Source organism: Paludibaculum fermentans, assembly GCF_051172195.1.
In the GTDB taxonomy this organism is placed as follows: domain Bacteria; phylum Acidobacteriota; class Terriglobia; order Bryobacterales; family Bryobacteraceae; genus Paludibaculum; species Paludibaculum fermentans_A.
Map to the genome: position 1 here is coordinate 4,857,548 of NZ_JBPJAQ010000001.1, position 13,992 is coordinate 4,871,539.

10 protein-coding genes are annotated in these 13,992 nt (G+C 62.4%); 7 read left to right on the forward strand and 3 right to left on the reverse strand.

The genetic code is table 11. The features are described 5' to 3' along the window. Positions 1 to 34: 34 nt before the first annotated feature. Both ACR9Y2_RS19620 and ACR9Y2_RS19625 read left to right on the forward strand, forming a co-directional pair. On the forward strand, positions 35 to 2,050 hold the full coding sequence (locus ACR9Y2_RS19620) for a serine protease (protein WP_435043298.1): 2,016 nt from the start codon (positions 35 to 37) through the stop codon (positions 2,048 to 2,050). Continuing rightward, a complete protein-coding gene (locus ACR9Y2_RS19625) occupies positions 2,032 to 3,423 on the forward strand; it encodes a metallohydrolase (RefSeq protein ID WP_435043299.1) in 1,392 nt (463 codons plus the stop codon). Before ACR9Y2_RS19620 ends, ACR9Y2_RS19625 begins: the two co-directional genes overlap by 19 nt. Positions 3,424 to 4,033: 610 nt before the next feature. Here ACR9Y2_RS19625 and ACR9Y2_RS19630 read toward each other — a convergent pair. From ACR9Y2_RS19630 to ACR9Y2_RS19640, 3 genes are read right to left on the reverse strand one after another with little or no spacing between them, the layout of a single operon-like run. After that, positions 4,034 to 5,203, reverse strand: a complete 1,170-nt coding sequence (locus tag ACR9Y2_RS19630; RefSeq protein WP_435043301.1) for an ABC transporter permease — start codon at positions 5,201 to 5,203, stop codon at positions 4,034 to 4,036. A 1-nt stretch (position 5,204) separates the two neighbouring features. Next, positions 5,205 to 6,365 (reverse strand): ABC transporter permease, encoded by a 1,161-nt coding sequence (locus tag ACR9Y2_RS19635; RefSeq protein ID WP_435043303.1) that lies wholly within the window; start codon positions 6,363 to 6,365, stop codon positions 5,205 to 5,207. Between the two features lie 56 nt (positions 6,366 to 6,421). Beyond that, positions 6,422 to 8,755 carry a TonB-dependent receptor gene (locus tag ACR9Y2_RS19640; protein WP_435043305.1) on the reverse strand — a complete coding sequence of 778 codons (2,334 nt, stop codon included), beginning with the start codon at positions 8,753 to 8,755 and terminating at the stop codon, positions 6,422 to 6,424. Between the two features lie 112 nt (positions 8,756 to 8,867). Here ACR9Y2_RS19640 and ACR9Y2_RS19645 point away from each other — a divergent pair, with 112 nt between their 5' ends. The 5 genes from ACR9Y2_RS19645 (at position 8,868) to ACR9Y2_RS19665 (ending at position 13,576) form a co-directional block, all read left to right on the forward strand. Beyond that, complete coding sequence (locus ACR9Y2_RS19645; RefSeq protein ID WP_435043307.1) at positions 8,868 to 9,572, forward strand: response regulator transcription factor; 705 nt, start codon at positions 8,868 to 8,870, stop codon at positions 9,570 to 9,572. After that, positions 9,544 to 10,941: a HAMP domain-containing sensor histidine kinase gene (locus tag ACR9Y2_RS19650; protein ID WP_435043308.1), complete on the forward strand. Its 1,398-nt coding sequence runs from the start codon at positions 9,544 to 9,546 to the stop codon at positions 10,939 to 10,941. The genes ACR9Y2_RS19645 and ACR9Y2_RS19650 overlap by 29 nt, the downstream gene beginning before the upstream one ends. A gap of 295 nt (positions 10,942 to 11,236) precedes the next feature. Continuing rightward, entirely contained in the window at positions 11,237 to 12,814 is a 1,578-nt protein-coding gene (locus ACR9Y2_RS19655) for an OmpA family protein (protein ID WP_435043309.1), read from the forward strand. 172 nt (positions 12,815 to 12,986) lie between these two features. Beyond that, complete coding sequence (locus ACR9Y2_RS19660; RefSeq protein ID WP_435043310.1) at positions 12,987 to 13,244, forward strand: AbrB/MazE/SpoVT family DNA-binding domain-containing protein; 258 nt, start codon at positions 12,987 to 12,989, stop codon at positions 13,242 to 13,244. Beyond that, the gene (locus tag ACR9Y2_RS19665; RefSeq protein ID WP_435043311.1) at positions 13,244 to 13,576 is read left to right on the forward strand and encodes a type II toxin-antitoxin system PemK/MazF family toxin; all 333 of its coding nucleotides are present in this window, start codon (positions 13,244 to 13,246) and stop codon (positions 13,574 to 13,576) included. The genes ACR9Y2_RS19660 and ACR9Y2_RS19665 overlap by 1 nt, the downstream gene beginning before the upstream one ends. The last annotated feature ends 416 nt before the right edge of the window (positions 13,577 to 13,992 follow it).

Consider the following 13,992-nt stretch of genomic DNA (forward strand, 5'->3'; position numbering starts at 1 on the left):
CCAAACCGTTAGTACTGGAAGGGAGGGCTTCACAGTGACGATTGAAGATTCGAAGCCGGCCAGGGAGCCGGAACAGACTTCGTCTGCCACAGGCACAGTGGTCGAGGTAGCGGCCCTGGCACCGAAAGCAGTGCGGCGCCGCTCGATCAAGGGAGTGAGTATCTCGCCCGATGTGCGCGTCAGTTTGTACGCACAAGGGCAATACCTTGCTTCCGACCTGCGCAAACAGCAGGGGTTGCTGGAGTTCCCGGTGGTTACTTACTACCAGGATCCGCTCGATGAGGACAAGTCCCCTGAAGCTGTCTTCAACCTGAAGACGTTGGTGAACTGGGAACCGGGCCTGCTGGACGGCCCCACCAGCGCCCGATTCGCGGTGGTGGACTATGACGGTGATACCGGCAAGCTGGAGCCGCCTGCACGGTGGATGTCGACCGATTCTTTCGAGGGTTACCTGGGCGCCGATGGAGCGCCGCTGGACCAGCACAAGGCCAAGACGTTTGCGTTTCATCAGGTGAACGTGTGGGCGATTGTGCAGCGCACGCTGGCGTTTTTCGAAGACGGAAACGCGCTGGGACGAAGAATCCCATGGGCTTTCGAGGGGAACCGCCTGATTGTGGTGCCGCACGCCGGCTATGGCCAGAACGCCTTCTACGACAGGCAGAGCAAATCGCTGCAGTTCTACTACTTCGACGACGGAGAGAAGACAGTCTATACGTGCCTCTCCACCGACATCGTGAGCCATGAGTTCGGGCACGCGGTGCTGGATGGCATACGCCCGTATTTCAACGAGAGCAGCTCCCTGGAGACGGCGGCGTTTCACGAATTCATCGGTGACCAGACCGCGATCCTGCAAACACTGTTGATAGAGAAGCTGCGGCAGGAGGAGGCGGATAAGACGGCCGGCGACTTCTCCAAAGCAACGACCATTTCGTCGATCGCCGAGCAGTTCGGAAAGGCCGTTGAAGACAGGCCGTACCTGAGGACCGCGAACAACGAACTCAAGATGTCGAACAAGGCCGGCACATCGGATCCGCATAGCTTATCCGAGGTGCTCACAGGCGCGATGTTCCAGATCCTGAGACAACTGGCTGAGCACTACATGAAAGTAGAGGCGGAGGATCCGGCACAGCCGGGCAAACGGAAGCGCAAACCGAGCACGCCGCGGCAGGCGTTCTGGGATGCGACGGTCCGCATGCAACATCTGTCGATTCAGCCCCTGGACCTGCTGCCGCCCGTGGAGGTGCGGTTTCGCGATTACGCCAGGGCGGTCTGCCGTTCGCAGCAACTGGCTGACCCGCTGGACCCGGAAGGCTACTACGGGATGTTGCTGGAGGTTTTCCGGGACCGGGAAATCCTGACGCAGGCCGAGGTCGACGAACTGAAGGCGCCCACGTATCTGACTGACCGCCTGCCGTTCGCGATCCGTCCCAATATCGACAACATCGCGCGTTCGCGGGCCGCCGCCTACCGTTTTCTGGACGACAATCGCGAGACGCTGCTGATCCCCGCGCACCAGGATCTTCTGGTGGCGGACCTTTACGACGCGAAGAAGCGCGGCCGGCAGAACGAGCCGTTACCGCGGCAGATTGTGGTGCAGTACGTGTGGCGGGAGGAGGTGCTGCTGGAAGGCGAACGGTTTGGGCCATACAGCGGGAAGTACACGACGATGCTGTGCGGAGGCACGCTCGTGTTTGACGACAACGGAATCACGCTGGCCTGGACCGTGAAGCCGGGCTCGGTTCCTTACGGAGGAAAGCGGGAGCGCAGCGGCCAGTTGAAGGAACGGTGGGACAAGGCGGTGGCGGAGGGGGCCGAGAGGCGGAAGGAGCTGCTGGACGAGGTGGCGCGGCAAATTGCGCTGGGCCGGGTGGGCTCCATTGTGGGTTCCGAGAAGGGCCTGCTGGCGTCGCACGTTCCGCCGGTGACGGCTGAACTGGAGGGTGAGAGCCAGGTGCGATTCCACATCTCTCCGCACTTGAATCTGTCCCAGGATTCAGACCAGGAACACGAAGATGCATCAGGAGGACGCCAATGGCAGATAAGCTGTTGATCCGCGCCTATAACGTGGGCTGCGGGGATTGCATTTACGTTCGCATTCCGAGTCCGGACGATGGATTCCACATCCTCATTGATTGCGGCAAGAAAGGTGGCGATGGGTTACTGAAGCAGGCTATCGAACACCTGCAAGGCGAGTTGCCAAAAGGCAAGAAGGCCGGGACGAAGCGGCTGGACCTGATTGTCGCCACGCACCGGCACGAAGACCACCTGAAGGGCTTCAATCCCGAATGGTTCGAGAACATCGAGGTACAGAACATCTGGCTGAGCGCCGCGATGGATCCCAAGCATCCACAAGCGGAGGGCGTGCGGAAGATGCGGGCGATCGCTACGCAGGCGATGCGGGCGTTGATGGAGAGCGGACGCGCGCTGAGCCCCGAAGTGGAGCTCCTGGCCAGCTTGTATGGGGTGAGCAACGATGCTGCCGACAAGTTGCTGATGGAGGAACTGCCGGCCGCCAACAAGATCAAGCCGAAGTACGTACACCGAGGGCAGACAGGCCGCGAACTCGAACTGGAGCTACCCGCCCAGACAGCCATCCACATTCTGGCTCCGGAAGAGAACATCGACGGGTTCTATCTGGGCAAAGAGGGGGCCGCGACGTTGAAGGGCTTCCGCGGCGTCGCCGGGAATGGAGGTGAAGCGGCGGCTGCTGCCGTGCCCGAACCTGCCGCGGAGGCGCCGGAGAATATCAGCGCGGCGGATTTCCGGGTGCTGCAGAGCCGGATGGTCTCCAATGCGCTGGCGTTCGCGGCGAAGGAGTCGTCCATCCAAAACAACCTGAGCGTGGTCCTGCTGATCGAGTGGAAGAAGCGCCGGCTGCTGTTTGTGGGCGACGCGGAGTGGGAGGGTGAGTTCAAGGATGGCCGTCACAACGGGAGCTGGAATGTGATGTGGGAAATGCACAAGGAGGGACTGCTTCAGAGTCCGGTGGACTTCCTGAAGATCGGGCACCATGGGAGCATCAACGCGACGCCGCCGCCGCGTGACGACAGCCCGGCGGCCAGGAAAGCTCCGGAGGGAGGCATATACGACCTGCTGGACGCGATCCTGCCGGTCCCGAAGGCGGGCCGCCAGCCGAAGGCCCAGGCGATTATTTCGACCGAGCGCGAATTCTACAACCCAATTCCCGAATGCAAGGTGATGGTGGATGTGGCCCGGCGCGTGAGGAACACCCGCAATTACGGCGCGAGTTTCGCGGCGGCAGGCATCGAGCCGGAGTCGCTGTGGGCTACGCCGAAGGCGAAGAAGAACAAGTTCTACGAAACGTATGAGAAGAGCTTTCTTGACCAGCCGCAGCCGCTGCGAACCGATCTCGAGTTCGCGCTGCAGGGCAGTCACTTCGTAGAGGTGGAGATCGAAGAGTAGCCCAGCCGCTAGCTTGTGCGGCTGACGAGGTCGCAGTGCGGGCGAGGCTCTACGAAGGGAAGAAAACGGGAAGAACTGGCTTTGATCCCTCAGTAGCGGTGGATTGCGGTTGCTGAGGGGCTGGCCAGCGCCTGGCGGATGAGGAATTCACCCGCCATTCCCGGAGTGGCGAAGAGAACTAGAAGAAATGGCTTTGATCGCTCAGCGGCAGTGGATTGGGGGTGCTGCCGGCTTGTCAGAGCGGACGGGCTGAGCCAATGCGTCATTTCCTCTCGGGGAGTGAATAAAACGCGAATAAATGGCTTTGATCGCTCAAAATCCAAGGATTCAATGCCGCTTCCACCCGAGCGGAAGCCTCCGGCGGCCGAGGTGCGGAGATTTGAGTGTCAAAGATCGGCTGGGTGCGGACAGGCCGCGGGATCCAGCGTGCGGATTGTATACCCCTGTCCAAAGCTTCTATGGCGATGCGGGCCGCAAGTGGTTGGAAATGGGTGGCGAAAAAGATTTTGGACCGTGGGGACCGGTTCTGCGCCCGTGGGACGTTTCGGGATTCTCCGGCCGATCCCGGAGGGTTTTTCGATCCTGAAGACGGGGCGGTCTCCTTCCCATTTCAGAGTTGCCTGAGCGCGGCCACGATTTCCTTTCTTGCCGCCGAGGCCGCCGGGATGAGTCCACCGAGCCCGCCGACCAGGAGTGCAAAGGCGATGCCGCCTGCCAGAATCGACGGTGTGGCGCGGAAGTGGAAGGTGATCTCGCTGAAGGTGACCGAGTTGCCGATGCCAGTTTCGAGGTTGTTGAGCGGGAGCACCAGCAGGCAGCCGAGGATGCCGCCGAACAGACTGAGCAGGAGGGATTCGAGTACGAAGCTGGTGAGGATTCCAAGACGGGAGAAGCCCAGCACGCGGAGCGTGCCGATTTCCGCCGAGCGCTGTGCGACCGAGGCGTACATCGTATTCATCGAGGCAAAGCTCGATCCCACGGCCATGATGATGGCAACGAAGACGCCCAGTGTCAGAACAGGCCTTCCTGACTCGGACTGCTCTGCGTAGTACTTCCTTTCGGGCACGGCAACGACGTGGAGCCGGTTGTCATTGACCAAGGTATTCAGCAGCGCCTGCATGGAGACTTCGCCGGAGGCGCGGAGGAGCGCCGAGCTGAGCGTGGTTTCGCGGTTCTGATCGGAAGCCAGTTGGTAGAGATCGCAGAAAAGTTCACTGTTGGCGGCCGAGCGGCCGGCGTCCATCACGCCCACCACCTGCCAGTCGCCTTTGCCGAACTGCAAGGTCCCGCCGAGGCGCGCCATGGGGTAGCGATGGGCGATGCCCTGGCCCACCACGACTTCGCGGCGGCCCGGCTGGAACATGCGGCCCTGCGTGAGCCTGATCCCGGAGCCGCGGATGGCGAGGCCGTCCTGGGTGAGCCCGCGCACGTTGATGTTGATGCCTGACGGAATCGCGGGGTTTTCGAGGACAATCACCGTCACGAGTTCCAGCGAGGCCAGCGGCTCGCCCCTGGCGTCCCGGGCGATGCCCGGCTGGGTTCTCATGATCCGGAACGCCTCCTGCGTCAGGGTGGAGTTCAACTCAGCGGTCGAGCCTTTGCGCATCACCAGAAGATTGAGTGGATGCCCGGTGCCGGCCAGGGCCACGCGCAGGCCTTCCACCATGGTGAGAATGCTGAGGAGCACGGCCACGGTGAGTGCGATGCCAAGCGCGGTCATGATGGTTGTGGTGCGGCGCGCCAGCAAGTTGCGGAGATTGTAGGAGAAGGGAAGGGCCATTTCAGTCATTCACCCGCAGTGCCTCGAGAATGGGGCGGCGGGCCGCGGCGCAGGCCGGGAGCAGTGAACTGACGAGGCCGATGATCAGCGAGACGCCGAGCCCTATGACGAGTATGGAGGGGGGCACGATGAGCTGGCTGAAATCGGCCCCGACGGCGGGCGCATTGCGCAGCACGCCGCACAGGAGTGAGGCCAGGCCCAGGCCGAGCAGACCGCCTGCCAGCGAGATCAGAAGCGCTTCTGCGACGAGCAGTCCCAGGATGAGGCGCGGCGGGAAGCCAAGCGCCTTGAGCACGCCCACTCCCCGGGTGCGTTCGCGCACGGCCATCGACATCGTATTTCCGGTGACCAACAGAATGGTGAAGGTGACGGCCGCGCTGATCGAGAGCAGGAATACCTTGACGTTGCCGAGGAAAGCGAGGAAGGCCAACTGGAATGCTTTCTCCGTTTCCGTCTTCGTCCGGAGCGGCGCGTTACGGAACTGATGGTCGATGCCCCGGATGACGGCGGTGGCGTTATCCGGCCTGTCGATGCGCACCATGAATGCACCGATGCGATCCCGTTCGGCCGGCTGGAGCGATTCATTCAGGTAGTCGTAGTGGAAGTACAGGGACTCATCTTCGGCGGTGCCGGCATGGAAGATGCCGCGGATGACCAGTTCCATGTCGACCGGAATGATGTCGCCCTTCAGGGTGATGCGGTCGCCCAGGTGCATGCCCAACTGCCGGGCGGTGCGGATGCCGACGATGGCTCCGGTGCGGTCCTGCAGAAAGGCCTGCTTTTCCTGCTCACCGAGGCGGAATTCAGGGAAGATGCGGAACAGCTGCCCAGGCTCGACGGCGAAGCGGGCGAAGGACTCACTGGGTTTGTTGTCCTTGTAGGAGCCGGCGAAGAACTGATAGATGATCGCCTCCTGAACGCCCGGCACTTTTCGAATGAGCGGCAGATAGGAGCGCAGCAGCGGGTTTGCGAGCGAGACCCTGTTGCGGACGATCAGGCGGTGCGCCTGGTGCTCTGGCGGGTCGGATTGAAAGAACGAGCGGTAGAGCGCCATGAGCACTCCCAAGAGGCAGAGCGAGGCGGCGAGGCTGAAGACCGTGAGGAGCGTGCGCCGCTTATTGCGGAGGGTGTTCTTCACGACGAAGGGAAGGTGTCGAAGCATGGAGGATCCTGCTCAACTGGATGTCGATGGCAGACGGCGTTTGTTTTTGGACGGCGTCAGAACTTCCAGTCGATGCCCACGAGCGGAAAGAGGCCTTCCTGGCGGAAGTTTTCCGAACGGTTGGTGTTCTGGTTCCACCTGACTCCCACGACATTGCGGCGATCGAAGACGTTCTGGATGCCGACCCAGAACAGGAGCGGTTTGTTGCGGACGGTAAATGTCCGGTCGAAGCGAAAGTCCGGCCGGAAGTAAGCCGGGGCACGCAGGCCGTTGACGCGCGTGAGGTCGTAGATCTCGCGATTCTGCGCAGTGGAGAGCGCCTCGTTGAAGGGTGTATAGGGGCGCCCGGACATGGCGCGGAAGGAGGCCGAGACATCCCACTTGCTGGTGAGCTTGTAGCCGGCGACGGCGTTGAAGACCACCGGGTAGTCGTAGGTGCCGGGCCGGCGCACGCCATCGAGGCCAGAGAACCTGGTGCTGGAGATCGACAGGTTGGTTTGGGCAAACCAGCGGCCGCGGAACTTCTTCTCGAGGAAGAACTCAATGCCTCGCGCCCTGCCCCGTCCGGCGCTGGTGTAAGGCATGAGAATCTCCGTGACGTCGAAGGTGTCGCCAGCGCTGGCGAGCGAGAAGCTGGGGAACTGCAGGGAGACGGGATAGTCCCGGTAGTCTTTCTGGTAAGCCTCGACAGTCATCCGAACCGTAGGACCAAAGATGTAGGTGAGGCCCGCCACGATGTGGTTGGCTCGAATGGGTGTGAGGCGGCGGTTCTGTGGAAATGATTCGATCAAGAGGAAGAGCGGCTGCTGATAGTAGTGGCCATAGCTGGCGCGCAGGCTGAGCTTGTCGTTGAGCCTGTAGCTGAGCCCCACGCGGGGGCTGAACCGGTTCTTATTCAGGACCTGATAGTTGTCGAATCGGCCACCCCAGGTGAGGTTGAGGCGGTTGGTGAGATTGCGGGTGGATTGAAAGTAGGCCCCGGTCTGGTAGGCCAGGAAGTTCCTGTCCAGGGTGAAGGGGTTGATGTCGCGGACTTCGGAGAACGCGTTATCGACGCCCAGCGGCTGTGCCGTGTTGTAGCGGATGCGAAAGGTCTTGAAGCTGCCGCCCACCTGGGTCTTGCCCAGGAGGGGCAGATCGGTGGTGAGGTCGTACTTCAGGGTGGTTTCGCCTTCGTGATTGTTTTCGCGGTAGAGGAGCGGCGTCTCGGAGACAGGCAGACCGTAGCGGCCGACGTCCTTTACGGCCTGGCTGACGCGGGCCTCGGAATGGCTGACTCCGAACAGGCCGACACCGTGGGCGCCGAACAGGTGCTGCCAGTTGAGTCCGGTGGCGAAGCGGCGTCCTTTGTAGTTGACGTCGACGCTCTGCGGATCGGTGGATTTGGGATCGAGTTTGGGGGCGAGGTGAATGCCGTCGAGGGCGCTGAAGTTCACCAGCCAGATGCGGTCTCGCGGAGTGAGGTCATAGAGCGCTTTGGTATTGAAGGTGTAGATGACGGGGGGCGAGTTATCGAACGCTGATTTGACGACCTCGAGGAAGCTGCGTTTGACGGAGGTGACCCAGGATCCCTTTTTGTTCCGGCCCAGGGGGCCTTCGAGGATCATGCCGCCCGTGAGGATGCTCATGGAGAGGCGGGCGCTGAAGGCATCGCGGCTGCCTTCGCGCGCGGCGATCTGCAGCACGCTGGACGTGCGGTTGATGAAGGGGGCAGGGTAGCCGCCGGTCATGAAGTTGACGTCGCGGATGATATCGGCGTCGAGGATGCTGGTGAGGCCGCCGGCGGAGGCAAAATTGGCGAAGGTGTTGATATTGGGGATTTCGATGTTGTCGACAACGAACAGGTTTTCGAGGGGACTGCCACCCCGGACGATGAGGTCGTTCCGCATGGACGAACGGCCGACTCCGACTCCGGGCAACGATTGAACGTAGCGGGAGACGTCCATCTGAGCGACGGAGGATTTGAAGATCTCCTCGCGCTCCACGAGGAAGCTGGAGGTTTTGATCTCCTCGGGGGCCACGAACACGGACTCAGAGACTGTGATGCTTTGCTGGACCGCGTCCAGGGCGGGCAAAGTGATCTGGACCTGCGCTTCCAGGCCTGCCCGGACGCTGACCGGTGCGCTGGTGAAGGGTTGGAGTTGGGGGGCCGCGATCTGCAGTTGATAGTCGCCGACGCGGATTTCGGTGAGCCGGAACGCGCCCCGTTCATCGGTCGCCACGCAGCGCGTGGTGGTGAGGACGCAGACGCGGACCGCGGCCGCGGGAGCTTCCGCTTTGCCGACGACGTTTCCGGTGATGGCGCCCACCCCGGCGGTATCCTGGCCGCGGAGGAGCAAGAGGCCGCCCAGCAGGAGGCATGTGAACTTCGAACACTTGACACCGTTCATGATCCAACTCTGCCGTCCCGAAGATTCCCGTTGATTTCCGCCATATTTCCAAATGTTTCCGAGAGCGTCCCGGCGGGTTCTCCGTGCGAAACTCGTTGCAGGGGAACCCCTAGTGACAGACGGAGTGATCCACATCCTGCTGGTGGAGGACGATTCGCGGATTGCCCAGATGACCGCCGAATTCCTGACCCGATATCAGGTGGTGGTGAGCATGGCGAGCGATGGGAAAGCCGCGCTGCGGCATACGCAGCAGACCCGATTCGACGCCATTGTGCTCGACCTGATGTTGCCCGATATGTCCGGTCTTGCAGTGTGCGAGGCGATCCGGGCGCGGTCCGATGTGCCGATCATCATCGTCACCGCGCTGGGCGAGGAGCCGGACCGGGTGATTGGAATTGAGCGCGGGGCCGACGACTACGTGACCAAGCCTTTTTCGGCCCGCGAGCTACTGGCTCGAATCCGCGCCGTTGTGCGGCGGGCCCGGGGGCAATTGCGGCCGTTGAACCAGGCCGTGAGCGTCGGCCAGTTGCGGCTGGATCCAGCGACGCTGCGCGCCTCGTTGGCCGAACGGGAGTTGGAGCTGACGAGCTATGAGTTCTCGCTGCTCTATGCGCTGGCCGAGCGCGCGGGGCAAGTGCTGAGCCGGGAGCAGTTGCTCGATCTGGCCAATGGGGGCGCCGATGAGGCGTTTGACCGTTCGATCGATGTGCGGATCTGGAAGCTCCGCCAGAAGCTGGGCGACAATGCGCGGCAGCCACGACTGTTGAAGACGGTGCGAGGGGCGGGGTATGTCCTCACAAACGGGCTCGCGGACTAGGGTGCAGGGTGCGAGCGGGAAGCTGCGGTTCGGGATCTTCGCGCGGGTCTATGCGTTTGACCTTCTTCTGGCTGCGCTAGCGGTGGCTGCCTGCGTCACGGTGACGCAGTATCTCATCGAAAGCAAGCTCAAACACCAGGTTCACTCCCTGGCGCAATGGGTGATCCAGGAGGCGTTTGATGTCCAGGACCCCGCGGCCAGGGGCCGGCTGCTGGCGAGGCTGTATCAGAGCGGGCGAGTGCGCGTGACGCTGTACGATGCCGGCGGCCGCCTGATGAGCACGGGCGGACCTGAGTTTCCACTGCCGGGCGCGGAAGAGCTGGCCCGCCTGCGGGTTTCGCGGGAGGAAGGGTTCACCGGGGCAGAGGCCAGACTGTCGGTGGCTGTGTACCGCGGGGCGTCGCTGCTGGGCTATGGTTTCGTTGGCCCAGCGGAGCCCTTCTCCCTGGCCTTCGAACTGGCGCCCGCGATTCTCGTGCTGGGCGCGATTGCGCTCATCGCCTGGCCGCTGGCGGTGTCCCTGCTGAAACCTGTGCGGGCATTGGGTGAGGTGATGGGCCGCTTTGGGGCGGGCGACCTGTCAGCCCGAGTGGACCGACCAGGTAATGACGAAATCGGTGAACTTGCGCGGGGGTTCAACCAACTCGCGGATCGCATCCGGGCGCTGATTCAGTCGGAGAAGATGCTGCTGGCATCCGTCTCGCACGAGTTGCGAACTCCGTTGCAGAGGGTTCGGTTGGCGCTGGACCTGGCGACCGATGCGGGCGGTGAGCCGGACACCGCGGATCGGCGGCCCGATGCGCGATATCTGGCCAGCGTATCGGCTGACCTGAACGAGCTCGACGAGCTGCTCTCAGAGATTCTTGTGGTCTCTCGAATGGACCAGGCGCGCACGGCATCCGCCAGCGTGCTGACGAAGCAGCCTGTTCCGGCGGATGAGCTACTGGCCGAGTGTGTGGAGCGTTTTGAGGCCGCACACCCGGAGCGCATCCTGCGGTGGCTGGAAGGCCCGCCGCTGCCGTCGTGCGAGATGGATCCGCGCTTTGTGAGGCGCGCGGTGCTCAACCTGCTGGAGAATGCGCACCGTTATTCCCCGGGCACGGAGGCCATTGAAATCGCCTCCTGGGCCGAAGATGGCGACCTGGTTGTGGAAGTGAAAGACCGGGGGGCGGGCATTCCGCGCGAGCTGCAGGGCCGGATCTTCGAACCGTTCTTCCGGGGCGATGCGGCGCGGGTGGATTCTTCCGGCTCCGGCCTGGGGCTGGCGATTGTGCAGCGGATTGCGGAGGCGCACGGTGGGCAGGTCTGTGTCGAGAGTGGCGAGTCCGGATCCACCTTCCGGATTGTGCTGCCGCTGGCGGGCGGGTGAGGGCGGGACGGGGCGGGTCTAGCGTTGCAGTTGGGAGAGTTCTCGCTTGGGCCACGGGCAGGAACGCACGCGACCGAAGCTGAGAAGACCGACTGGCTTGAAGGGCCGATCTCCGGACGCCTTTTAGAGCAGTGGATGAGGAGGAAAGTGGCTCCAGATCCCCTGCGTACCCAAAAGCTCCTCGGCAAAATATGCCTAATTGCCGGGTATGCCGTCCCTTCTCCCGGGCCAAGTCATTGAATTCCGGTGTGTGGCGAAGAGATTGCTAATTTCACGGCAGGAGGGCTGAACACACATGAAGATAGTGTTGTCTGTTCTGGCCAGTCTTGCCGCCGCGATGGCGCAAATCCCAAATCCCACTGTGGAGAAGGCAGCACCGCCAGATTCTTCAGAGTCCGTCCCCATCTATCGCATTCGCGTCGTGTCGCGTACGACGAAGGCGATCAATTATCACCATCGGAAGGGCACCACTAAGATCGACTTCCGCGGGACTGAGCTGATGCCCGCCGCGCGAGGCGAGGCGAGCGTGAAGAGCGAGCTCGGCTCCACCAAGATCGAGACCCGCCTCGACCATTTGACGGCCGCCAACCAATTTGGCCCGGAGTACATGACCTATGTGATGTGGGCGATCACCCCCGAAGGGCGCGCCAACAACATCGGCGAGGTCGTCCTGCAAGGCGATGACGCGAAGCTGCTTTCCACGACCGATCTGCAGAGCTTCGCGCTGATTGTGACCGCCGAACCATACTTTGCCGTGACGCAGCCGAGCGATGTCGTGGTCGCCGAGAATTTCGTGCGTAAGGACACCACGGGCACGATCCAGGACGTGGAGGCGAAGTATGAACTTCTCAAACGCGGACAATATGTGGTGGACCGCGCCAAGTACAAGCCGGTCAAAGTAGATCCGAAGGGTCCGCTGCAACTTGCTGAAGCGGAGAACGCCGTGGAAATCGCACGGTTGGCCGGCGCCGAACAGTATGCGGCCGACACGTTCAACAAAGCGCGGATCGGATTAGAAAACGCCACGGGACTGCTGCACCACGGGAACCACCGGAAGGAGTCGGAGACGAACGCCCGTGAAGCGGCGCAGATGGCCGAGGATGCGCGCATCATCACAATCCGGAAGATGAATGAAGAGGTCCAGGCGAGGCAGAAGGCGGAGGCGGAGAGAGCCGTCGAGCAGGCCAGCCTGGAACAGCAGCGCCGGGCGCAGGCCGATGCCGACCGGGCGGCCGCTGAGCAGGCGAAACGGGAAGCCGACCTGGCTGCCGCGAGGGCTGAGCGAGAGCGGGCCGCGGCTGACGCTGCCCGGGTCGCGGCCACGGAGCAGCAGAGACTTCTCGCCGCCCAGGCGGCGGAAGCCCGAGCGAGCGCGAGTGCGGCCGACCAGGCAAGGCTGCAGGCCGATCAGGCGCGCCTGCAGGCCGAGAAAGAGAAGGCTCAGTTGAGGGAACGGCTTCGCCAGCAACTGAATGCGGTCCTGGAGACCGAGGAGACGGCCCGCGGCCTGATCGTGAATATCGCTGATGTCCTGTTCGACTTTGACAAGTACGAACTGAAGCCGGGCGCCCGGGAGAAGATGGCCAAGGTCTCCGGCATCCTGCTGGCCTACCCAGGATTGAAGATCGAGTTGGAGGGGCACACTGATAGCGTCGGGAGTGAAGAATACAATCAAGTGCTCTCGGAGCGCCGTGCCAATTCGGTGCGGGCGTATTTGATCGGGCAGGGTGTGCCTGCCGATACGGTGAGTGCGGCTGGACTGGGGAAAGCCAATCCGGTCGCCTCGAATTCGAACGAGGCGGGGCGTTTGAAGAACCGCCGGGTGGAGATGGTGGTGTCGGGAGAGCCTATTGGCATCGTGGGCTCAAACTGACGTGAGCCGCCGGGCAGGGGGGAGGCCTCGCTGCCCGGCGGGCTTGATTTGCGGGACTGGGATTGGGTTGGTTGAGGGGTTTCTGGAGGGGTTGGCGACGACAGGAATCCAACCCGGCGAGGTGCAGAGCTGCCGATGAGTTATACTAGAATATAACTTGAGAAAGGCAGCCATGTACACAACCAGTCTGCGCAAGGTCGGCGGTTCGATCATGCTGGCGGTTCCGCCCGCAATGCTGGACCTTCTGCGCTTGCGGCCAGGGGTGAAAGTCGGCATTGCGGTGGAAGGCGGCCAACTGGTGGTGAAACCGCACTCGCGGCCCCACTACACGCTGGATGAACTCCTTGCTCAATGCGATCCCAGGGCGGCGCGCAGCAAAGAAGATCGTGAGTGGGTCCGGGGCAAGGCGGCCGGCGGTGAACTGATCTGATGAAGCGCGGTGATATCTGGCTGGTTGGACTCGATCCCTCGGAAGGGCACGAACAAAAAGGGCGGCGGCCCGTCCTGATCGTCTCGCCGGAGGCCTTCAACCGGGTGACCAAAGTGCCGGTGGTCCTGCCCATTACCAGCGGCGGAAGTTTTGCGCGGACAGCGGGTTTTGCGGTCTCGCTGTCGGGGGCTGGAACCCAAACCACGGGCGTTGTCCGCTGCGATCAACCCCGCGCGCTGGATTTGGGCGCTCGCGGTGGGAAGAGACTGGAGAGCGTGCCTGACGCGATTGTTGGGGAAGTGCTGGCGAGGCTGGCGGCGATATTGGAGTGAGGTTTGGAGTGCGTACGCTGCATCAGTGTTTCGATCTGCACAAGGGGTAGAACAAGAAAGGACCATCTCCCTCGGCGAATTCGAAGGCGATGATGCAGGACCGGCGGACATCTGTTCCCACCGGAACAGCCCATTGGTATTCCTCTGGGAATTGCGCGTCAGCCAAGGTGACGATCCAACTTCTCGCACGAACGAACCTCGGCTCTATAGGCACGCTAACTATCTCGCCCTTGAGCTGGATCTGGAGGCGAACAGAATCTTGCTGAGCAAGACCACCAGTTGGGAGGGACAGTTTTCCTTGGCGCGCTTTCGCAACCTCCTGTTGGTTGCCGGACCAGACCGTGACCCGAGCACCGGAGCGAACGACTTTCCCATTCTTAACAACCGACACTTCGATAGAGTGGGCCTCAGCCGAT

Coding starts and splice junctions, on each gene's coding strand:
- ACR9Y2_RS19630 (WP_435043301.1), bottom strand. CDS start 5,203: ATGGCCCTTCCCTTCTCCTACAATCTCCGCAACTTGCTGGCGCGCCGC.
- ACR9Y2_RS19660 (WP_435043310.1), top strand. CDS start 12,987: ATGTACACAACCAGTCTGCGCAAGGTCGGCGGTTCGATCATGCTGGCG.
- ACR9Y2_RS19650 (WP_435043308.1), top strand. CDS start 9,544: ATGTCCTCACAAACGGGCTCGCGGACTAGGGTGCAGGGTGCGAGCGGG.
- ACR9Y2_RS19665 (WP_435043311.1), top strand. CDS start 13,244: ATGAAGCGCGGTGATATCTGGCTGGTTGGACTCGATCCCTCGGAAGGG.
- ACR9Y2_RS19625 (WP_435043299.1), top strand. CDS start 2,032: ATGGCAGATAAGCTGTTGATCCGCGCCTATAACGTGGGCTGCGGGGAT.
- ACR9Y2_RS19635 (WP_435043303.1), bottom strand. CDS start 6,365: ATGCTTCGACACCTTCCCTTCGTCGTGAAGAACACCCTCCGCAATAAG.
- ACR9Y2_RS19655 (WP_435043309.1), top strand. CDS start 11,237: ATGAAGATAGTGTTGTCTGTTCTGGCCAGTCTTGCCGCCGCGATGGCG.
- ACR9Y2_RS19640 (WP_435043305.1), bottom strand. CDS start 8,755: ATGAACGGTGTCAAGTGTTCGAAGTTCACATGCCTCCTGCTGGGCGGC.